17 protein-coding genes are annotated in these 22934 nt (G+C 42.8%); 12 read left to right on the top strand and 5 right to left on the bottom strand.

The annotated features are described in order from the left end of the window. Positions 1-103: 103 nt before the first annotated feature. A complete protein-coding gene (locus tag ACW689_RS03050) occupies positions 104-649 on the bottom strand; it encodes a hypothetical protein (protein WP_476288427.1) in 546 nt (181 codons plus the stop codon). Between the two features lie 133 nt (positions 650-782). Here ACW689_RS03050 and ACW689_RS03045 point away from each other — a divergent pair, with 133 nt between their 5' ends. Both ACW689_RS03045 and ACW689_RS03040 read left to right on the top strand, forming a co-directional pair. After that, positions 783-2090: an amidohydrolase gene (locus ACW689_RS03045; protein WP_476288426.1), complete on the top strand. Its 1308-nt coding sequence runs from the start codon at positions 783-785 to the stop codon at positions 2088-2090. A 208-nt stretch (positions 2091-2298) separates the two neighbouring features. After that, on the top strand, positions 2299-2616 hold the full coding sequence (locus ACW689_RS03040; RefSeq protein WP_476288425.1) for a hypothetical protein: 318 nt from the start codon (positions 2299-2301) through the stop codon (positions 2614-2616). 35 nt (positions 2617-2651) lie between these two features. Here the strand turns inward: ACW689_RS03040 and rluA are convergent, their stop codons facing one another. Both rluA and rapA read right to left on the bottom strand, forming a co-directional pair. After that, positions 2652-3305 (bottom strand): bifunctional tRNA pseudouridine(32) synthase/23S rRNA pseudouridine(746) synthase RluA, encoded by a 654-nt coding sequence (gene rluA / locus ACW689_RS03035; RefSeq protein ID WP_476288424.1) that lies wholly within the window; start codon positions 3303-3305, stop codon positions 2652-2654. A 118-nt stretch (positions 3306-3423) separates the two neighbouring features. Then, positions 3424-6321 (bottom strand): RNA polymerase-associated protein RapA, encoded by a 2898-nt coding sequence (rapA, locus tag ACW689_RS03030; RefSeq protein ID WP_476288423.1) that lies wholly within the window; start codon positions 6319-6321, stop codon positions 3424-3426. Positions 6322-6608: 287 nt separating this feature from the next. Between rapA and ACW689_RS03025 the strand changes: the two genes are divergently transcribed. The 3 genes from ACW689_RS03025 to ACW689_RS03015 all read left to right on the top strand — a co-directional run bounded on the left by ACW689_RS03025 (position 6609) and on the right by ACW689_RS03015 (position 12731). Continuing rightward, positions 6609-8015: a PhoH family protein gene (locus tag ACW689_RS03025; RefSeq protein ID WP_476288422.1), complete on the top strand. Its 1407-nt coding sequence runs from the start codon at positions 6609-6611 to the stop codon at positions 8013-8015. Between the two features lie 102 nt (positions 8016-8117). After that, positions 8118-11828, top strand: coding sequence for a response regulator (locus tag ACW689_RS03020; protein ID WP_476288421.1), 3711 nt, complete (start codon positions 8118-8120; stop codon positions 11826-11828). Further along, positions 11829-12731 (top strand): GGDEF domain-containing response regulator, encoded by a 903-nt coding sequence (locus ACW689_RS03015; protein ID WP_476288420.1) that lies wholly within the window; start codon positions 11829-11831, stop codon positions 12729-12731. Positions 12732-12760: 29 nt separating this feature from the next. On the opposite strand, the gene ACW689_RS03010 is transcribed toward ACW689_RS03015, so the two are convergent. Beyond that, complete coding sequence (locus ACW689_RS03010; protein ID WP_476288419.1) at positions 12761-13135, bottom strand: DUF3192 domain-containing protein; 375 nt, start codon at positions 13133-13135, stop codon at positions 12761-12763. 144 nt (positions 13136-13279) lie between these two features. Then, positions 13280-14227: a D-2-hydroxyacid dehydrogenase gene (locus ACW689_RS03005; RefSeq protein ID WP_476288418.1), complete on the bottom strand. Its 948-nt coding sequence runs from the start codon at positions 14225-14227 to the stop codon at positions 13280-13282. A gap of 70 nt (positions 14228-14297) precedes the next feature. Between ACW689_RS03005 and zntR the strand changes: the two genes are divergently transcribed. The 7 genes from zntR to ACW689_RS02970 all read left to right on the top strand — a co-directional run bounded on the left by zntR (position 14298) and on the right by ACW689_RS02970 (position 22676). Continuing rightward, positions 14298-14714: a Zn(2+)-responsive transcriptional regulator gene (gene zntR, locus ACW689_RS03000; RefSeq protein ID WP_476288417.1), complete on the top strand. Its 417-nt coding sequence runs from the start codon at positions 14298-14300 to the stop codon at positions 14712-14714. Then, positions 14698-15930 carry an SO_0444 family Cu/Zn efflux transporter gene (locus tag ACW689_RS02995; protein ID WP_476288416.1) on the top strand — a complete coding sequence of 411 codons (1233 nt, stop codon included), beginning with the start codon at positions 14698-14700 and terminating at the stop codon, positions 15928-15930. Before zntR ends, ACW689_RS02995 begins: the two co-directional genes overlap by 17 nt. A gap of 77 nt (positions 15931-16007) precedes the next feature. Beyond that, entirely contained in the window at positions 16008-17108 is a 1101-nt protein-coding gene (locus ACW689_RS02990; RefSeq protein ID WP_476288415.1) for a 1-acyl-sn-glycerol-3-phosphate acyltransferase, read from the top strand. Between the two features lie 110 nt (positions 17109-17218). After that, positions 17219-17467 (top strand): DUF1289 domain-containing protein, encoded by a 249-nt coding sequence (locus tag ACW689_RS02985; RefSeq protein WP_476288600.1) that lies wholly within the window; start codon positions 17219-17221, stop codon positions 17465-17467. Between the two features lie 72 nt (positions 17468-17539). After that, a complete protein-coding gene (locus ACW689_RS02980) occupies positions 17540-17746 on the top strand; it encodes a DUF3283 family protein (RefSeq protein WP_476288414.1) in 207 nt (68 codons plus the stop codon). 25 nt (positions 17747-17771) lie between these two features. Beyond that, positions 17772-18149: a GNAT family N-acetyltransferase gene (locus ACW689_RS02975; protein ID WP_476288413.1), complete on the top strand. Its 378-nt coding sequence runs from the start codon at positions 17772-17774 to the stop codon at positions 18147-18149. A 15-nt stretch (positions 18150-18164) separates the two neighbouring features. Then, positions 18165-22676 (top strand): EAL domain-containing protein, encoded by a 4512-nt coding sequence (locus ACW689_RS02970; RefSeq protein WP_476288412.1) that lies wholly within the window; start codon positions 18165-18167, stop codon positions 22674-22676. Positions 22677-22934 lie beyond the last annotated feature (258 nt).

Below are 22934 nucleotides of genomic sequence, written 5' to 3'. Positions count from 1 at the left end.
AAGCACTTAGCTTTTTGCGATGAAAAGCACTACCGCAAAAAGCTAATTTTTCTAGTTTAATTATTTACTATCAAATTCTTCGTCTGGTCCCTTAATTTGCTTTTCAAAAATAATATCCTTCATTTTTAGCAAATACCTTTGCATTCTTGTTGTACGGTAAAATTGACGTACACTGCCATCTTAGATAACCCACATTGAAGTATGCCCCATAACCAACATTATTCATGCTTGCCGCAGTCTCTGCCCAGCCACCAAAGCTTCCCGAGTTTGCTGCACTGGAACAATTATCATCACATAATATGGTGATATGCTCGTCTGGAACAGAAAAGGCATTGTAATGTGGACTATGCTTTTTAGCACTCGGATATAGTGCACTCGTATCGTGCATGACAATTGCGTCTACTTGATCTACAGGGATGTTGAATTGAAGACTGACGTCGTAGAGCTTGGCTTGTATGACTGCATTTGCATTTTGACGAGTTAACTCATCAGTGGGGTTAGCATGCAATGCTTCTATGGCGCTGATAACTTGCGGATTGTTTAAGAAACTGTCTAACACATTTTGTTGTAAATCAACAGTGCTCGAAGCGTGACTGAATGCACTACAAAAAGTAAGCGCAAGTATTGAAGGTTTCAGCATATTTATCATGTCATTCCTTTGTTTGTTAATTATTCGGGTACTAAGTTATTTTTATTTGATTATTTGTCAAGTTTGCTGTTTTTTTGCATTGTTTTATCGGTTTGGCTAACCTAGCTCATAATTTAGGAACTAGAGAATAATAATGAAAAAATCGCTCATAACCTTATCCTTAGTTAGTGCCTTTCTAGCCAATGCATCTTCTTTAGATGTCAGTGTAAAGGCTGATATGCCTTCGCTCGAAAGCTTGTATCTACACTTGCACCAAAATCCTGAGCTGTCATATCAGGAAAAAAACACCGCAGCTCGTCTTGCTAAAGAGCTGAAAGGCATAGGCTTTGAGGTAATAGAGCATGTCGGTGGACATGGTGTTGTGGGCTTATTAAAAAATGGCGATGGGCCAACGGTGATGATCCGAGCTGATACCGACGGTTTGCCGATCATTGAGCAAACCGGTAAAGCTTATGCGTCAAAGGTTAAAACGTTAGATAAAAATAACAACGAAGTGGGTGTGATGCATGGCTGTGGCCATGATATTCATATGACTAGTTTTATTGGTACTGCCAAACAACTCGCAATGCACAAAGAAAAATGGCGGGGCACCTTGATGATGGTGGCGCAGCCAGCTGAAGAGGTTGGGGCGGGGGCCAAAGCCATGCTCAAGGATGGCTTATTTAAAAAGTTTGCCAAGCCTGATCATGTACTGGGTCTGCATGTGAGTGCATCGGTGCCTGCAGGGAAAGTTGCAATTGCACCGGGCTATGCATTGGCTAATGTGGACTCAGTTGATATAACAGTGAAAGGTAAGGGGGGACATGGCGCGTACCCACATACGACGGTTGACCCTGTGGTACTGGCCTCACGTATTGTGTTGGCATTGCAAACCATAACCAGTCGTGAGATTTCACCTTTGCAGCCATCGGTGATCACCGTCGGCTCTATCCATGGTGGCTCTAAACACAATATCATTTCCAACGAAGTGAAATTACAACTGACTTTGCGTTCATACGATCCAAAGGTAAGAGCGCAACAAATTGCCACCTTAGAACGTTTAACTAAGGGCATTGCATTGAGTGCGGGTTTGCCAGAAGAGATGGCGCCTGTGGTGTATGTGCACGAAGAGGAAACGATTCCTTCCACATACAACGACCCTGTGCTGGCTGAAAAAGTGACGCTAGCAATTAAAAATGAATTGGGTGAAAACCATGTGTGGCAGTCTGAGCCGGTTATGGCGGGGGAGGACTTTGGTTTGTATGGGCTCACCGATGAAGATATTCCTATCACCATTTTTTGGCTAGGCGGGGTTGAGCCTAACTTGTACCAACAAGCGCAAGACAATGGAGATACACTGCCGTCACTGCATTCAAGCAAATTTGCACCAGACTACCCTAAAACTATTCACACGGGCGTTAGGGCGATGACAGCCAGTGCATTAGGGTTGTTTAACAAGTAACATCCCTATTGCGAGCTCCCAAAACGCTTATCCGCAGCTAAGGTTAAGTAAGCTCAAAAAAGCGCTATACACAGCCGTTTGTGAATGAATTTTGCTTCTAGCAAGTTCTTAACTTCACAAAAGGACTGTGAGAATGTAAGTAGCTAACGTTGTAAGCACATTTAACCGTTATGGCCATGCCAAATTGTGTCACCGAGAAGGCAATACTTTGCCTTCTGAGCCTTTTACTGTTCAAGGTAGTAGCCGTGCGATTGATATGCGTAACATTGGCCTTAATGAGCTCAATGCTTTGATCCGTGAAACGGGCGATGACCGGTTACTCTTTCGACTGCCTGTCGACCATTTTATATTGGAAAATGGGGAACTCAAAGGCAAATCAAATGGTAATTTTTTAGCGCAAATAGAACAAGAAATTGCGTTTGAACGCGCCCGTGGAGCGGATACCGAAAAACTGGAACAATTTCTGGGGGTACTCAATCGCTATCAGGGATACCAATTAGCAACCCAAATTGATGTGAAGGTTTAACGTTTGAGCTGTATCATTAAAGTCAATGCGGCTAATTAAAACGGCACTGGTGCCTCAAAAGTCATCAATTGCTCTGTGACAGGGTGGCTTATTTGCAGCATCTCGGCATGCAGTTGTAAACGTGGTGCAGCTGAAAGCGCTTTGTCTTTTGCATACAGTCTATCACCCAAGATAACATGGCCTAATGACAGCATATGGACGCGTAATTGGTGAGAGCGACCAGTGATTGGCGTGAGCTTCACGCGCGTGGCAGTATCCTCGTAATTGAGTACTTCAAAGTGGGTGAGTGAAGGTTTACCTGTTTCGTGACAGACCATTTGTTTGGGCCTATTTGGCCAATCACAAATGAGAGGTAAGTCAACAGACCCTGTTTGCTGTTCAAGCTTGCCAAATACACGGGCAATATAATGTTTATTGGTTAGTCTGTCTTGAAATTGAATACTCAGAAAGCGGTGTGCCTCTTTACTCATGGCAAGACACAGTACACCCGATGTGGCCATATCTAAACGGTGCACAATACGGGCGGTTGGAAATACGGCATTAACACGGCTGATGGCGCTGTCTGCATGCTTGGGATCTTTACCGGGCACAGTGAGTAAACCACTAGGCTTATTGATCACTAACATGTGGTCGTCTTGGTACAAAATTTCAAGATAGGGGTCGCGCGGCGGCGCGTAATTTAACAGCACAATAAAGCCCTTTGAATCATTCAGCCCGCTATTTTAACGGGGTTTTGAGTATTAGCAAATAATGGCTGTTAAGAAAGGGCCATATGCCAGAGACTGACATACGGCCAAAGTCGTATGATTATTCGTGAGTAACAACAATTAAACGAATTGCATCGAGTTTCAATTGCGCCTTGGCGATGTGGCTTGTGAGAGCTTCTCTTTGTTTATCAAATACCTTAATTTCTTCATCACGAATATTTGGGTTGATGGCTTTTAGTGCGGTTAAGCGGCTTTGTTCATCTTCCATCACATTGAGCATCTTTTGCTGAGCTTGCGTTTGAATGTTATCCAGTTCACCTGAAGCTAATTCATTGGCTTTGGCTATCAATGGGTGAATCGCCCCTTGTAAGGCATTGGCCAGTTTACTTGCCGTTTGGCGACCCACTGCCGATAACTGATTATTAAACGCATCAAACGCCACATTAGCTGCCAAGTTGTTACCTGCTTTATCCATCAAAATACGGATAGGTGTCGGTGGTAAGAAGCGACCTAGTTGTAAGGCTTTTGGTGCTGATGCTTCGGCGATAAAAATGAGTTCAACAAAGAAGGTACCAGCAGGCAACTTCTTGTTTTTCAGTAGAGCAACAGAGGCACTACCAAAATCATCATCACAGATCATATCCATGGTGCCTTGTACCATAGGGTGATCCCAACTGATGAAATGCGCATCTTCTTGAGACAAGGCTGTTGCACGGTCAAAAGTCACGGTGATGCCATCGTCTTTTAAACAAGGGAATGATGGGTTGAGCATGTGCTCAGTCGGTTTTAAGATAATGGTGTTTTCACCTTTATCTTCTTGTGAGACACCGAAAATATCAAAAGCATTGATCATGTATGCTGGTAGCACCACGTCATCATCTAGCTGCTCAATTTCAGCAACCAGCTTTTCCGCTTTACCTTGGCCGCTTGAGTGTAGCTCTAACAAGCGGTCTCGGCCTTGCTCCATTTGTGAGCGTAGCACGCGATTTTGCTTTGATACTTGTTCTAGCAGCGGATCTAAGCTCTCCTCGTCGCAGTTGTGCTCACCAACCAATTCCAACAACTCTTCCGAAAATTCTTTGTAAAGTAATTGACCCGTGGTGCTCGTTGTCTCAAACGCATCTAGGCCTTCTTCATACCAACGTAGTAATACTTCTTGAGCGGTATTTTCAAAGTAAGGCACGTGAATATTTACATCAAACTTTTGCCCGATACGGTCAAGACGACCTATACGCTGCTCGAGTAAATCAGGGTTAAGTGGCAAATCAAACAACACTAAGTGGTGCGAGAATTGGAAGTTACGTCCTTCTGAGCCTATTTCTGAACATAACAGTACTTGTGCGCTGTCATATTCATCGGCAAAAAATGCTGCCGCGCGGTCACGCTCAACGATTGACATGCCTTCGTGGAATACCGCTGCTTTGATAGCTTCGCGCTCACGCAATATTTGTTCAAGACTGATGGCAGTTTGTGCTTCAGCACAGATCAACAGCACTTTTTCATGTTTTAATGTTTTAAGCGTTTCGATTAACCAATCAACGCGCGGATCGAAGGTTGCCCAGCTGCTGCCAGCTCCTTCAAACTCTTGGAATATTTTTTCAGGGAATAGGGCGCGTAAAGCCGATTTTTCAGCACTTTGGATACCACCCATACTGCCAAGTACCGACATCGCGGTTTTGTATTGTTTTGGCAGCTCAACGGGGTAGCTGTGTAATTTACGGCTTGGATAACCATCAATGCCGCTACGGCTGTTACGGAACAAAATACGTCCCGTACCGTGACGGTCTAATAGCATGGATAAGATTTCTTGCTTGGCGTCTTCATCACCCGATTGAGCTTGCTTTAATAATGCCGAAATGTCGGTTTCTTTGAGCAGTTGCGTGATAGTGGCTTCGCCTTTTTCATCCAATGCGCCATCTTGTAGTAATTGATTAGCGGCATCGGCTACTTCTTTGTAGTGACTTTCTTCTTCAACGAATTTGTCATAGTCGTAGAACCTGTCAGGGTCTAGCAGCTGTAAGCGCGCAAAGTGGCTGTAATGGCCAAGTTGATCAGGGGTTGCTGTGAGCAAGATTAAGCCCGGAATGTCTTGGCTTAGTTCTGCCATGCGCAAATATTCAGTACTTGGCTTGTCTTTAGTGATGGTTAAATGGTGCGCTTCGTCAATAACCAGTAGATCCCAATCAGCCAACGTTGCTTGTTCAAACCAGCGGCGTTTTTTTGTAATAAATTCAAGGCTAACTAAAACAAGTTGCTCGGTTTCAAAGACATTCGGTGAATCAGCAAAGGCTTCGTCACAGCGTTCTTCATCAAATATAGAAAAACGTAAGTTGAAGCGACGCAGCATCTCTACAAGCCACTGATGTTGCAAATTCTCAGGTACAACAATCAAAACGCGGTTGGCGCGACCAGTTAAGATCTGTTGATGTAAAATCATACCCGCTTCGATGGTTTTACCTAGTCCCACTTCATCCGATAACAAAACACGTGGTGCGAAACGCTTGCCAACCTCATCGGCAATATACAACTGGTGTGGAATAAGGCTTGCGCGTTGTCCAACAACCCCTTTCAGATGTGATTGTTGACGATTGAATTGGTGCTGCCATGTTTGGTAGCGCAACGTGTAGCGGTCAAAACGGTCAACTTGGCCTGCAAATAGTCTGTCTTGCGGTTTGTTAAACTTGATGAAGTGATCAAGAAACATTTCTTTTAAAATGGTTTTTTCTTGTGTATCTAGACGAGTGCCGTGGTAGCAAAGTAGATCGCCCTGCTGTTCAATCGTTTCTACTTGGAGCTCCCACTCTTCAACGTGACGAATGACATCACCTGGATTAAATACAACACGAGTTACTGGTGCCTCTTGCATTGAATAAACTCGGTTTTCTCCACTGGCGGGGAACAATATAGTCACTTGGCGGCCTTCAATAGCCACGATGGTACCTAATCCTAAATCTGATTCAGTATCACTGATCCAGCGCTGACCTAATGAAAAGTTCATGTTTGTCTCGTCTAAGCAGAAAAAAGGCGGCTATGTTACCCGTTCACATGACGTTGTTCAATCTTGTATATTGACGTTTTATGTGCATATCTGGCAATGTGAATTTGCAGTATATGAAACGCACAAATACAGCTACGGCTTGGCTAAAAAGTGCGCAGTCAGTTGTCATGAAACAGACTTTCATGACAAATAGACTAAACTTGGTTTATAGCCATCGGGTTTTTGATGCCACCATCAATGAATCTAATGGGTATAGCATATATCATTGCAAACGACAGGAATGCGCTATGGGAAAAGATCAAGACCTCGACAGAAAAGTGTACGTGCTTGACACCAACGTACTACTCCATGAACCCCTCGCTTATCTTTCCTTTCAAGAACATGACGTGGTAATTCCCATGACAGTGCTTGAAGAGCTAGATCACATCAAAGACCGAAAGAGCGATGTAAGTCGTGATGCCAGAGTGGCAATTCGTAGCCTAGACGGCGTACTAAAGGATGCAACCCCAGAACAAATGTTGGAAGGGGTTCGTTTACCGAGTATTCAATCAAGCAAAGAGGTAGATACGCTCGCCCGAGGCAAGCTGGTTATTGTGAACGATCATTTATTTCCAGATAGCATTTCAGGCTTGCCGGGAAATGAGAACGACCATCGTATCATCAACTGTGCAGTACAATTACAAAAACAGTACAGCGACAAAAAAGTGGTGTTGGTCACTAAAGATATAAACATGCGCCTTAAAGCTAAAGGTGCAGGTTTGAAGTTTGTTGAAGACTATCGTACCGATCAGCTTATCGATGATATTCAGCTGCTTAGTACTGGTTTTAAAAAGATAGAAGGAGACTTTTGGCAAAACGTTGGCGATTGTACGTCAGAACAACAAGGCCGATACACGGTACACCATGTGCCAACTTCGTTAATGCCAGATGTGTTTTGTAATGAATACTTGATAGATGATGGTGAGCACTTTGCCGCTCGCGTATCAGGCTATGATGAGAATCTAATTACACTTAAAGACTTAAGCCGAGAGCGCCTGATGCATCAAATGGCATGGGGTGTTAAACCGAAGAATATTTATCAAGGCATGGCACTCGATGCGTTACTAGACCCAGATATTGAACTGGTGATTTTAACGGGGCCTGCGGGGTGTGGTAAAACGTTACTCGCTTTGGCTAGTGCACTGGAGATGATTATTGAAAAAGGCGTTTATGATAAGGTCATTGTGACGAGAAACACCCCGGAAATCGCTGAAAGCATCGGTTTTTTGCCAGGCACGGAAGAAGAGAAAATGGCGCCTTGGCTAGCGGCAATTACAGACACGCTAGAAGTGCTTCACAAAAATGATGAAAGCCCTATTTCTAGTCGCAATTACATTATGGAAAAGGCGAATATTCAATTCAAATCGGTTAACTTCATGCGCGGGCGTAGCATTCAAAATGCGGTAGTGATTTTGGACGAAAGTCAAAACTTGACCGCTTCACAGCTTAAAACAATCATCACCCGTTGTGGTGAGGGTACCAAGTTAATTTGTACGGGTAACTTAGCGCAAATTGATAGCAACTATCTAACCCCTGTCACGTCAGGCTTAACCTATTTAGTTGAACGCTTTAAACACTTCGAAGGAAGTGCAACCATCAATCTCAATGGCGTAGTGCGCAGTCGCTTAGCCTCTTTTGCAGAAGAAAATCTATAGTAATCAAGCAGGCTACTTATATGGCCTGCTCTCTCATTTTGATAGACATCAGTCAGATTACTGGTAATGTTTGCGTTATAAAATCATAACTATGCCATCTTAATGGACACAACTCTCGACTTCATACCACTTAAAAAATATCGCAGAGCAGCCGTGATAGGGTTGTGCATTTCGATATTGGTGGCGGCTTTTCTTTGTTTGCATTTTTATCATCTTAAGCTCACAAGAGCATATGAGGAGCGTGTTGCTCATTTTCAAGCATTGGATGCGCAGTTTGATCAAAGAATGGCACAAGCAAGCAGTGTGCTCGATGGTGTTTTTCTGACGCTTGAGCAAGCGCCTATTGATGATGCTTTTGAGTCAATTGAGCCAAAAGCAGCGGCGGATACGGATTACTTTTATCAAAAACTGAGCCATTCTGGTGTAGAATTTGTGGGTTTTAAACACTTTCGCTACGAGGCCGTGAAGCAATCTCAATGGTATCAACTTTCCTCGCTGGCACCAGCATTTAACACGGTATTGTCGTTAATGTCGTCTGTTGAAGCGATTGCTTATGTAAAAGAGGGGCACTACGCGTTTGTAAAGAGAAGGGCGAGTGATACTAGCCATATGCTCAGTGCACTTTTAGAAGGAGAATTAGAGCCTGATTTTAGTATGACGAATTTTAGCAGTAGTCGTACGGTTAAAATTAATGGAGAGCGATTTTTTAGTATCGCAAAACAGCGTGGTAGCGCCCACAATGAGTATGTCATTCTTGTTTATAGCGTTGAGAGGGTCGCAGGTTGGCTAGAGAGCGTATCATTAGGGCAAAGCCAAGTACTGTTAATAAATAAAGATAAACGAAACATACTTGATGCACAGAGATTTGAGTTTAAATCCCCGATACAGCAACAAGGTGCGTCCCCTTGGTCTGATGGCATTGAACTGTATGAATTAAAATCTCAACGTCCGTTAGATTTGGTGTATTTGCAGCAAGAATTTCAGTTTCGTAAGCCGATATTGTATGAGCTTGCTCTTGAATTTGCTTTTATCTTATTGTTCGTTTTAGCAACTTATATGATGCTCAGTTGGTTGTGTCATCGTATTTTCATTTTGCCTGTGAGTTATTTTGTCCGCTATTTGACGCACCAAGAGCAGTCACCGCAAAGCACCTTTGATTATGTGATCCCCATAGATTGGCAACCGTGGTTTGCACAGGTAAAGCAAGTTGTGATGCAAAAGGAATCACTGCTTTTGCGCTTACAATTGCATAACGAGGAACTGGATGAGGAAGTACAAAAGCAACGTCGTGCTTTATCTCGTTCGCTCGATGCCAAAGAACGGCAAGCGGCGTTACTTGATAAAGTGCTTGATACGGTGCCAGATCTGATCTATTTCAAAAATATCGACGGTTCTTTTATTGGTTGCAACCGTGCTTTTGAACAGTTTTTGGGGGTTGAAAAGTCGCAATTAGTTGGACGTGAGCATCAAGAGGTAACCGAACTTTATCCTGAGCTACTCTTACTCGAACAGAAAATGCGAGATCAACAGTATGCTTTTACGACCACATTGCAGCTCGATGAGAAAAGTTACATGTTGACACTGGCCCCATTTCTGGACGGGCAAAAGGGATTACTGGGCACTTTGGGCGTTGCCCGGGATGTAACGGAGCAACAACGCGCCATGCGCGCTTTACAGACCTCAGAAGAAAACTTCAAAGCGGCCATGGAGTACGCGCCAAATGGGGTTATTTTGGTGTCGCTAAAGCAAACGGTATTGGTCATGAACAAAGCTGCCAAGCGTTACTTGGGGAAGGTGCATAATGAGTCGCATGCGCATTTGTCGTCGATGTTCAATTCAGACAGTTATTTAGCGATATCCCACCTGCTCAACATGTTGTTGAAAGACTCGAAAAAAGTACTCGAACTCAGTTTATCGCAACCAGAGCCGTTTAAGTGGCTGCACTTAAGTGCTTCACTGGTATGGGATAAAAACAAAACACCCAAGTACTACGTATTGCACTTACAAGATATAACCAGTCTCACACAAGCTAAACTGGATGCCGAGCGTGCGACGCTTGCGAAAAGCCGCTTTATTGCCAATATTAGCCATGAGATACGAACTCCATTAAATGTCATTCAAGGGCTGGTGGATATTGTTAAAAAACAGGGCGTGACGGAACAACAGCAAGTGCACCTTGGTCAGGTGGAGCATGCATCTGATCAGTTACTTAACATGCTAGACAGCATTTTGTCGTATGCCAAAGTTGAGGGGCGAGTGGCTGTTCCTTGTGTTGCCGAGTTTTGTATCGCGACACTTGTCAAAGACTGCCTTGAGCTTATCACCCCGTTAAGTGAGAAAAAACAGTTACAGCTCATTACTCAGGTGGATGAGCGTGTTTGGCCTATCTTAAACAGTAATGAAAATAGAATTAAACAAATATTGATTAATTTATTGAACAACGCGGTTAAGTATACAGAGCATGGCCAGATCACACTGAGTATGGAAGTACTGAATGAAAGTGAGGAAAAGCAGGATATTTGCTTTTGTGTTAGCGATACTGGAGTGGGAATAAAACCACAAGATCAGAACCGTTTATTTGATGCGTTTACACAAGGTGATGAGTCATTCTCGCGTTACCACGAAGGCATAGGGCTCGGGCTGGCGATTGTGAAACATGAAGTAGCATCGCTTGGCAGTCACATTGAATTGAAAAGTGAGCTTGGACAAGGGAGCCAGTTTTTCTTCACGCTGTCGTTAGATAAAGTACCAACCCATATTTTCGAAGAGAATGTACCGGTACTGTGTTTATGCAGCAAAGAGCGTGAAATGCCTTTTCTTTCACACCCACATATTCAAGTTGTTCATAGTGCAAATCAAGCATTACAAGCTCTGAAACAAGGTGTTTATCGATACCTAGTATTGGCTGATTCGCCAGACGCTCGTGTTTTGTTAAATGAACATGATGCTACTTTGCAAGCACTTGAGCAAATCATAGCTCCAGACTCGCTGACTGATTTTACCAATTCGCGGCTTACTTTTGTCAATGCAAACGTATTTATGCAAGGTGCGGTGTGCCTTTTAGGTCGTAAACTTGAAGTCAATGCACTTCATAAATTGGGTCAAAAGGTTGCTGGGAAATTATGTTTAGTGGTGGATGATAACAGCCTAAATTTGGATATTGCAGCGAACATGCTTCAGTCTTTGCATGTTAATGTGGTTGTGCAACAGTCAGCAAAAATGCTCACTGAACTGGTCGCAACCTTACAACCCGATATTGTATTGATGGATATTCATATGCCTGGCGTTGACGGTTATCAAGCTACCAGTGATATTAGGGATGTACTGCAAGAGTTTGAAAGCCCGATTATTGCTCTCACTGCCAATTCACAGCTTAGTGAAAAAGAGCGTGCACTTGAAGTTGGCATGAATGACTACCTTACAAAGCCGATTTCGCAAACACAACTACAAGCGGCATTGCAAACTTACATGCACTCAGATGAAGTCTTTTTTGACAATGAATTAGCTTTGCAGCAAATGATGGGCAGTGATAAATTTCTTGATAGCATGCTGGATAAATTTGCGCTAATGTGTGCTGAGTATTTATCCAAACTCGAGCAAGACGGCGATGATATGCAACTTGAAACTGTTGCACACAGTGTAAAAGGAGCGGCCGGAGGAATTGGCTTTATTGCATTATCAGAAGCTGCGAAAGCGCTAGAGTGGCATTTAAAAGAATTTGGCTCCTTACAACAGCCTGCTTTGAAAGAAGTATTTGTTAAGCGATTAAATCAGGTAAAACAGTTTATACCTATGAGGTATCGAGGCGCATAAATGCAAGACAAAGGACGAGTTTTAGTCGTTGATAGTGATCCCTTAAACCGAGTTGTGTTAGAAAACACTTTGGCTGATGAGTGTTATTTGACCTTGCTTGAGTCTAGTGAAGAAGCAATGAGCTTCCTTGCCACGCACAATGTTGACTTAATCATTACAGATCTCAAACAAACTGACCGACAAGGTGTGGTCTTGTTACAAAGACTTAAAGATGCCCCTTCGACGTATATGATCCCAGTGATCATCATCTCAGCCAGTAATAGCTACAGTGATGAAGCACAAGGTTTGCAAATGGGGGCGGTTGACTACATTACGAAACCCTATAGCCCTCTGATTGTTAGAGCCAGAGTAAAAATTCACTTGTCACTTAAGAAAAAAAGAGACTTGCTTGAGAAGTTAGCCTCTATTGATGGCTTAACTGAATTACCAAATAGGCGCTTGTTTGATGAGCACCTAGCAAAAAGCTGTCGTACCTGTCATGCATCAGAGCAAAATCTCAGCTTGATGCTGATTGATATCGACTTTTTTAAAAATTATAACGACGCTTATGGGTATGCTTCGGGTGACGAATGTTTGATTAAAGTCGCTCACGCACTTAATTTAGTTGTTAATGAATATAATGGTTTCTTAGCGCGCTTTGATGGAGTTCGGTTTGCTGTACTGGCCGTAGGTTGTACTCATGAGGCGGTGCTGGAATTTGCCCATGCGTTGCATGACGCAGTCGATCAATTGTTATTGCCTCATCGGCGCTCACCAATATGTGCGCATGTAAGTGTTAGTATTGGTATTGCGTATATCAAGGGCCAATCTGGCACCGATGTGAATACTTGCTTACAGCATGTCAATGATGCTTTGTCTGAAGCGCAAAATAATCAACAAAGGCTGGTATTAAAGAGCCGCTAATCGAGAGATCAGCGGCGTATTCTATTAGCTTATAAAATATTTGCCATCGCGGTGTCGCCAAAACCAACGAGTAGGTTGTTTTTGAATACTAGCGGTGTGCACTCATCCTTCGTTACTTTGCCATCTGAGTGCTTGCTGTTGGTTGCAAAAAATAGCACTTGGTAAACATCATCACCTTTTTTGACCAACTCAGTAAAGTCAGGGGTATTGAATCGGCTTAAAACGTCTTGATAACTCGTTCCCATGCTTAGCTGAGAAATTTTTTGACGATTATCTCTTTGTGTTTTTTGCCAGTTGTTATGATCGTTTGCCCAACCACTTTCGACTTCACCATCAGAGATAGCAACAACACAACCAGATAACATAGGCACAGCGAGTGCAGCAACAATAAGTAATTTTTTCATTATAATAACTTCCTTCGTGAATATGGTTTCTACTAAAGCAAATATATTGCCAATAATATCAATTTCTACAATATCAATACGTTGTGTTTTCCTGTCCGTATTCGGAAACTTCGAACTTCGCGTAAATTGCTAATTTTTAGCTAATTAAACCACTCTGTTGGTCTGCTTGTTATTGCAAAAGTCAGCAATGTTTTGAGCAATGCCCGCGACCAATCGAGTGATAGATTCGTTACTGGCCCATGCCACATGCGGTGTAACTAACAAATTATTTCCTTGGTATTGAATGAGAGGGTTATCTGCATTTGCCGGTTCTTCGCTCAGTACATCAGTGGCTGCCCCTGCGATCATTTTCTTGTTTAGTGCTTTTGCGAGTGCATGTTCGTTCACAATACCACCACGAGCGGTATTAATTAAAATAGCTGAGGACTTCATCAGCGCTAATGTATCAAGATCAAATAAATTTTCAGTGTCACTGGTAAGCGGACAATGAATCGATACTATGTCGGCTTGTTTTACTGCATCAATAAATGGCACTCTACCAGCGCGAGTATCGGGGCGTTGACGTTGTTCTGCTACCAGCACCTGCGCACCATAAGCTTTAGCAACTTGGGCAACGGCTTGACCGAGTGTACCAAAACCAATGATTGCAATTTTTTTGCCATAAATTTCAGTGATCGTATGATCGAGCCGACAAAACATAGCACTTTTTTGCCACTCGCCTACTTGGCAATCGTGCGCATAGCGATGCACATTACCAAGTAAATTACTGATCAGTGCAAAGGTATGTTGTACTACCGAAGGAGTAGAGTAGCCAGCGACATTGGTTACTGCTATGTCAAATGACTTAGCGGTGTTTAAATCAATATTGTTAGTGCCGGTGGCCGCTACGCAAATGAGCTTTAGATTGTTGAGCTGTTGCATGATTTGTGCACCAATTACCACTTTATTGGTAATAACGACATGTGCATCTCTACAGCGCTCAATCACTTCCTCGCTTTGGGTGTGAGCGTATACGGTGAGTTGTCCGAACTGCTGAAGTGGCTCCAGAGAGACTTCGCCGAGGGTTTGTGCATCCAATAATACAATATTCATATTTCTCTCTAAAAAGCTTGACCTTGGTGTTTACTCTAAGGTTTATACTTTACCATGAACTTAGGAGAGAATGATGAAAATTGGCGTGTTAGCAAAGCAATTAGGCGTATCAACAGATACGCTTCGGTATTATGAACAACATCAGTTATTGATGCCTTCTGGGCGTAGTGATGCCGGCTACCGTGTCTATGATGAAGCGCAGCTCAAGCAGATGCAATTTATTTTACGGGCTAAAGAGGTCGGTTTTAGTCTTAAAGAAATTCAAGAACTGTTAGAAATCAAAATAGATAAACACCAGCATAGCTGTGAGGAAGTCAAAACGATTACCTCACAAAAATTAGCGCTGGTACGAGAACGCATTGCGGAGCTACAGCGTTTTGAACAGTCGCTTGCCAAATTGGCAAAGCGTTGTTGTGGTGGCCCTGAAAGCGCCGATTTTTGTTCAATATTGACGGCATTGGAGGATATCGATGGATCTAATCAATAACTTTTGGCAGCTATTTTTACTGTCGGCCCCGTGGCTTATGCTAGGGCTACTTTTAGCTGGCTTGATTAATGTATTCATACCCAAAGATTTTTTACAAAAACATCTTGGTAAAGAGGGGCTTTGGACAACGGTAAAAGCCGCGCTGATTGGCGCGCCTATGCCCTTGTGTTCTTGCGGTGTGATCCCCGCAGCCGTTGGCTTACGTCGGGCTGGTGGCTCTAAAAGTGCGACAACAGCGTTTTTGGTGTCTACACCTGAGACCGGGGTCGATTCTATATCTGTGTCTTATGTATTACTCGGGCCATTTATGGCGGTGATCAGGCCCATTGCGGCCGTCAGTAGTGCGATAGTTGCGGGTGTGTTAGTTGGTCGGGAAGATAAGCCGGAACATGCTCGTGTTTCTATAGCAAATGGGGATAACGCCAGCAGCTGTTGTTCGGCGTCTGCTAGCGTTAGCCGACAACAAGACAGTTGCTGCGCGAGTAAAGAAGAAATAGTCGTGCAAACTACATCGAGCTGTTGCGTCCCACACGCTGAGAAAGCTATTGCCGTTGACAGCTGTTGTGACAGTGAAAAAGCACACAATATGTGTTGTGAGGGTGATAATGCTTCTGAGCAAGTACCGCTTGTAAACAAACTATGGCAAGCCGTTAAATTCAGTTCAAATAAATTGCTATCTGACACCATGACTTGGTTAATGATAGGGCTGTTTTTTGCGGCTTTAGTGCAAACTTATGTGCCAGAGTCGTTTCTTAGTCAGTGGGGCAGTGGCGTGCTCGCTATGTTGGTGGTGATCCTGATAAGCATTCCGATGTACATTTGTGCCACCGCCTCCACACCGATCGCAGCGGGCTTGCTAATGGCAGGTGTATCACCTGGCGCTGTATTGGTGTTTATGCTCGCGGGTCCGGCGACCAATATTGCCACTTTAGGCGTGGTTGCAAAAGAGCTGGGTCGGCGTGCGGTAGCCGCTTATTTATCTGGCGTGATTGGTGTTGCACTCGTGTTTGGCTTTTTAACCGATATTTTAGTGTCGAGATTTGGTTTTTCAGTCGAGCCAATGATGCAAATGCATCATGAGGTGCTGCCTGCTTGGTTAAGCATGGGGGCGGGTTTATTGCTGCTGATCTTGATGGGCAGATTGGTGATCATTTCCTTGTGGGGAAAAATAAATGCAAATAAGGAATTGTCTAGTTGCAAAGGTGGTCAGACTTGATAATCTTGGCGTAAACAAGACAAGCGCGATAAAATATCGCGCTTTGTAATTTAATCCTTTTGAAAATGAGTTGTTTAGTGGATAAGTACGCACAAATAAGACCTTACAATGATGATGAAGTACCCGCCGCACTGAAGCGTTTGTTGGCTGATAACAGCTTTATTGATGTTATTGCCAAATATAACTTACCTCAGTGGCTAAGTCGTTGGTCTACCGTTGCTCGTCCATTAGTACGCGCTCGTTTAAATGTGAAATGGGGCAAGTTTTCTACCGTTGAGCAGGTTCAGCATGAGGTTGCTTACTATCTTGAAATGCTGATTAATAATACCACCAGTAAAGTGACCTACTCGGGGTTAGAAAAACTTGATAACGACGCTGCTTATTTGTTCATTTCGAATCACAGAGATATTGTGCTTGATCCCGCATTAATGAACTGGGGCTTACATAAGCACAATATGAATACAGTGCGTATCGCCATCGGTGATAACTTATTGCAAGTCCCTTATATCACCGAGCTTATGAGGCTTAATAAGAGCTTTATTGTGAATCGCTCAGCAAAAGCTCCAAAAGAAATGCTCAAAGCGCTGAGTGAACTGTCAAGTTACATTTATGACTCATTAGATTCAGGGCACTCGATTTGGATTGCGCAAAAAGAGGGGCGAGCAAAGGATGGTGTGGATAAAACCGATCCAGCACTGTTAAAAATGCTTCAATTACAGGGCCGCAAGTTGAAAATGCCATTTGATGATTATGTGCGTCAATTGAAGATAGTGCCGGTTTCCATTTCATATCAGTTTGAGCCATGTGCGGTTGCTAAAGCCAAGGAACTTGTACATAAACGCGAGTTTGGTCAGTACGTGAAAGCGCAAGGTGAAGACATCGAAAGTATCTTGGAAGGTATTCGCACGGATAAAGGACATGTGCATGTGGCTTTTGGTGAGCCCATCGTTGATGAGTGTGAAACCCCAGATGAGCTTGCCTTGAGTATTGATAAGCAGATAGTTGGGCAATACTATCTTCATCCAACCAATTATATTGCGGCCGGTGAGAGCGCTAAAGTTTCAGACACTGAGCAACAAGACTTTCTGCAACGTTTAGAGCAAGTGCCTGAAGAGCTAAAAGAACAAGTAATGGCAATGTATGCAGAGCCATTTAAGCGAAAAGCCACATATTCATAGTGGTAAAGGTCATGACAAACAAAAAAGCACGTTTCATAAACGTGCTTTTTTGTTTGCTATTTGTCCATGTATTCGCGTTATACTCACTGAAGCAAAGTCGTGTGAATGTTATGGAACAAATAGAAATTTTCGAGATCCCCAGTCCGTGTAAGGGGATCTGCCAAGTAAATAATCGAGGTTATTGTAAGGGATGCTATCGCAGCCGAGAGGAGCGTTTTGCTTGGAATACACTCAGCAACGCACAAAAGCGTAAAGTTATTGCGTTATGTCAGCAGCGCTATAAGCGTTATCTTGCCAAGAAAACACAACAAGAAATTGAAAAAGGTGATCCCACTGATCAGCAGTCACTCGATTTTTAGTTTGTCTTATGTTCCGCGCGTATCTTTGAGTTATGGTACAATCTTGATTCCCTGTAATTTTATGTGACTGTTATGAGCTACAACCTGTGTAAATTGCCAAGACAAGAAAAATACCAAATTCAACTTGATTATGAAGCGTCATTTTGGGCGTATCAAATCAAGCGTGGTAAAAACACGCGAGAAGCTGTTTATGGCGCCATTAATAATCGTCCCATATCGGAGCAGGCGACTCTAAAACAACGCTTTGAGTATTATTTAAGTGTCATGTTAGCGGGCTAGGGTGTTAGTTACTCAAGTTCCAGCTATGGCGACTCCACTGGTAAACAAGTTTTATAAACAGTACCGGGGTCGTGGCAGAGCGACCAAACAAGATCAAAATTGGGTCGTTAAATTACCTCATATCGTCGCTGCATGTCGAGTTCAGCAAAAAGCCGGGGTACTGTTTTTATCTTCAGTGCTAGTGGCGCCAGAGTATCGCGGTCAAGGTATTGCTAAAGCATTGTTAAAGGACGTGTTGCTCGCACAACAGTCGACAGTCTATACATTTGCTTATCGACATTTATGTCAACTTTATCAGCAGTTGGGGTTTCAAACGTGTGATATCCCACACACTCTACAACCCTATTTCAACAGCTATATTGCGCAAAAACGTGATATTGTGGCAATGTGTCTATTCAAATAATTCATGTTCAGAAGTATGAGTCGCATTATTCACAAGTTTATTGCTTTTTACCTGTCAGTTATCTTGTTAGGCGTTGTATCTATAGGCTATGCCAATGCAGCTCAGGTTGAGCGCTTATCCCCAGCTGAAGGTTTATCGCAAAGTTATGTCAACACATTGATGTTTGATAAAAATGGCTTTCTTTGGTTGTCTACCGAAGGCGGACTGAATCGTTACGATGGTTATCAAGTTATGTCAGTCAAAGGGCCTGATGGCATACTAGATGAAGATATTATCGACAGAATTTATCAAGATACCAAGGGGCGAATTTGGATTGCATCGAGAGCTTTTGGCTTATTCAGCTATGATCCTGACAAAGACAAGTTTCGCAAATACATCAATGCGCCACGCAATGAGCAAGAGTTTATGCAAACAGCGGTCAATCGAATGCTCGCGAAAAGTGACCGTCAGTTGTGGCTCGCCAGAGGTGATAATGTCGCTGTTTTAGACATTCATAGCGGCAATATTTCCAAAGAGATCCCACTGCCAATCAGTAAAGAAACGGGTGTTGTAAGAGACATCATGAGTTCGGGAGATTACTTGTTCATCGCCACTTCTGAAGGTACGTTTGCTTATCATGATAAAAAACAAAAACTGATAAAAATAGAGCATTTGGATATTGAAGAGCATGAATACCAAAGTCATACCAAGTCACTAGCATTGCTCGATCCACAAACATTGTTAATAGGCGCGGTACAGGGCTTATATCAGGTTGATATTAGTCAATTAGAAGAGCAGTTCGAATACTCAGAGAACCGTTGGCAATATGAAACGCTGATAGATGACTTAAATATCTGGAAAATTGCCATTGAGCGTGAATACCTCATGTTAGGTACTAACAAAGGGTTAATGTATCTTGACCTTGGTACAAAAAAGTTACATCGAGATGAGCGCATAGCCAATAGCACCTATAAGAGCCTCACAGACAGTAGCATTATTGATTTTGTTGAAGACAAACAAGGTTCTTTGTGGGTAGCAACAAGAACTGATGGTGCGTTTTATCTACCCAAGATACAGGCTGATTTTACCAATGTAAGCCCCTTAAGCGCAAAGGGAGATGGATTCTCTCATAATAATGTATGGGATTTACAATATTACAAAGGAGATATCTGGGCTGCGACCCATGATGGATTAACCCGTTATAACCCTAAAACGGGAAAGACGGCTATCTTTCTTAAAGGGTATTTAGGAGAAGCTGTTTTACCTGAATTTGCGGTAGCACAGGTATTTTTATTCAAAGACGATTTTTGGTTAATGACAAACCGTGGTTTATTTGTCTTTAACCCACAAACACATGAAATTCGACGGCCTTATGCAAAGACGAAAAGCGACCAAGAAATTGTGCAAGACTTTGTATTTGGCGTCACTTTGCTGCCCAATGGCGATCTGTATTTTGTAAGCAGTGATAAAGGCTATTTTCGCTACAATATTGAAAAGCAATCGTTGCAAAAAATTGAAGGTGATCTGACAAACGAAGACCCATTTTTATCGTTTGGATTTCGCACGCCTTTACCTGATAAACCTGAGCAACCTTTGTTTTTCAGTGGTGGTACCTTGTATCGATTTGTGCCTGAGACACAAAAACTCGACAAAATATATGCAGTGCCGAATGCCAATGAACACTCTCCAGATAACTTACTTTCTTACACCATAGATAAAAATGGCATTTTGTGGCTAGCGATGTCGAACATGGGCCTAATTGGCCTTGATTCGAAAAGCTATGAAGTAATGCACACAATTGATTTAAAGATGCTAAAGCTCGATACCCCTATGTATGAGATGCATGCCGATGAAAAAGGGATGATCTGGATGTCGTCCCATAAAGGGATTTGGCGCTTAGACCCTGATAATTTGCACATGCAGCAATTTACGACTGAAGATGGCTTATACGCAAATGAGTTCAATTGGGGGGCGTCGACTAAACTGGGTGATGGTCGTTTGGCTTATGGGTCTTTGAAAGGCTTTACTATTTTTGATCCGTCTGTGAACCGACCAACAAAACCATTGTTGTCGCAAGTGAATATTACGTCTGTAGAGCTTATGTCACGAAAGCTTGAGCATCATGGTTTAAAAGCAATTGAAGAAATTGAATTAAATCATGATGATCTTGGTTTAGAAGTGTCGTTCTCGGCAATGATCTTTAACCACCGAGATAGAGTGGTATTTGAATATCAGATTTCAGGTGGACAAAAAACCATGACTCGAAATAACAATCGGGTGGTATTTCCTAAGCTTAATCCTGGTCACTATCAGCTGAAAGTGTGGGCGAAAGACCCTTTGACAGGGGACTATACTGAGCCTGCAAAGCTAAACATTAACGTTAAATATCCTATCTGGCGCTCTCCAATCGCATTGGCTGCTTATATTCTTTTTATTTTGTTCTCGCTGAGTTTTTGGATGTATAGGAAGAACAAAGTAGAGCAGATGATCATTGCTGCGCATAAAGAAACACAAAACAGTGAAGCACGGCTTAAGTTAGCACTTGAAAGTAGTGGGTCAGGGGTTTGGGATTGGAAGCTTGATAATCACTTGATATATCAGCCTCGTTTAACCGCTGAATTGGGCTATCCTCATGATAATGTGACATTAGATGAATACCTTCATATAGTTCACCCAAGTGATCGGGCCTTATTTAGGATTGAATGGTTAGAGTTTGTGTCAACCAATAAGGGCGTGTTTAATTGCACCTACCGATTACAACATCGTAAAGGCCATTGGAGGTGGTATAAGGACTATGGCAAGGTTATGGCGTGGCGGGATAGCATTCCTGAGCGTGTAACGGGAACATATACCAATTTAACCCGAGAACGTATTTTTGAAGAGCGTGCGCGCCTGTTTGGTGCGGCCTTTGAGCAGACTCGAGACTGGGTGTTTATATTAGATAAGAACCTGAGAATTCAAGCGTGTAATACCACAATACAGCAAGCGTTTGGCATTGAGGCCGAACCCGCTTCAAGCACAAAACTTAGTCTTGGCTTGAGCCGCCAAGTGCGCATGCGTTACCTACGTGCCATGACTGAGCTAAAACCTGGAGAACATTACAGCTCTGAAGAGCAGCTCACACAGCCCAGTGGTGAGGTGTGCTATGTGCTTATTAAAGTCAGTGCAGTGGCTGACTCGAACGGTGAATTAGAGAACTATGTTGTCGTACTTACTGATATTTCTTCACAAAAGAGAACAGAAAAAGAACTATACCAATTAGCGAACTACGATTTATTGACCCAGTTGCCTAATAAAGTCTTGTTTATAGACAGAGTTCAACATGCCTTGTCACAGCGTATTCAGAACTCACCTGTGGTTATTGTTGCTGTGCGTTTTGGCGCGCTCTCACATTATCAAGAAACGCTATCGGCTGAATTATATGCTCATGTAGTTAGGCATTTAGTTGGGATTATTCGACAATGTTTTCGTACACAAGACAGCATTGGTGTTGAAGGTGGCCAAGAGTTTTATATTTTGCTTGAGCAACTTAAAGGTTTAGCTGAAGCAACCAGGTGTATTCGCAATCTGCTGCACCAGTTTGAACAACCCACCCTAATTGCGGAGCAATCGTTGACATTAAAGCCTTTTGTCGGCGTCGCTTATGCGCCTGAGGATGGTTTGGAGGCTTTTGCATTGTGTCAAAATGCGAAGGTGGCGCTTAATCATGCGATGCACCAATCTTTCGCTGGTGTACACTTTTTCAGGCAAGAAATGAATCAGCAGGTTCAGAAGACTTTTGTAATAGAAAAAGATTTGCGCCAAGCTTTATATGATGGTGAATTTTCAAACTTGTACCAACCTATCATCAATGGCACGAGTAAGACGGTTGACGGTTTTGAAGTGTCAATAAAGTGGCCTAAAATTGCGCGCTTTGATAGCCAAGATTCTATGTTTTGTGCAGCACAAATAGGCCTTTGTAAAGATATATTTCTATACACTCTAGAAAGGGCATTGATAGAGCTTAAACAATGGCATAGTACATACCCAGAATTGTATATATCACTTAACCTCTCTAGTTTGGACTTTATTGAGGTTGATTTGGTAGAACAAGTAGGATCCTTGTTAAAGCGTTTAGCTATGCAAGGCAAATATGTCGCTTTTGAAGTATCAGAGTCTTTGATGATGGGAGATACTGAGCATGTTATAGAAGCGATGTATCAACTAAAAGTACTCGGTTGTCGTTTGTTTATGGATGACTTTGGTACGGGCTACGCTTCGTTGACGCAACTTAAGCGATTCCCTATTGATGTACTTAAAGTTGCACATAACTTTGTTGCTGATATTGGTGTAGATAAAGAGCATGAAGTGATTATTCACTCAAGTTTGTCGCTTGCTCATAGTTTGGGTATGCAGTGTGTGGCGCAAGGTATTGCCACAAAAGAGCAACTGCGATTTTTACGTATGCACGATTGTGATTATTTTCAAGGGCCTTTATTTAGCGAGGCCCTAGGTGGTGAGCAAGTGGCTACCATGCTTGAAAATACTTGGCAGCCCATGTTTAGTTAACCTCAGCTGCGGATAAGAGTTTTGATAGCTAGCAATAGAAACATTGCAACTATTTCGACATCCAATGATGTTATTTCGCTTAATATCAAGGCATTTTCGCGAAGTAATAGCAGGCTATTACAAGTAGAAATAACGCAGAGAGTGAGCGAAATAGCTTTATTGGGCAAATTCGCTTATGTGCAGCTGAGGTTAGTTAGCCTCTACTGCACAAAAGCGAAGCTGAGCTATCAACATGTTTATGTGCAACTGAAGTTAGAT

This window comes from Pseudoalteromonas sp. ABE4_541 (genome assembly GCF_056312285.1).
The sequence above is the reverse complement of the archived record's forward strand: the minus strand, read 5'-3'. Positions and strand labels throughout refer to the sequence as shown.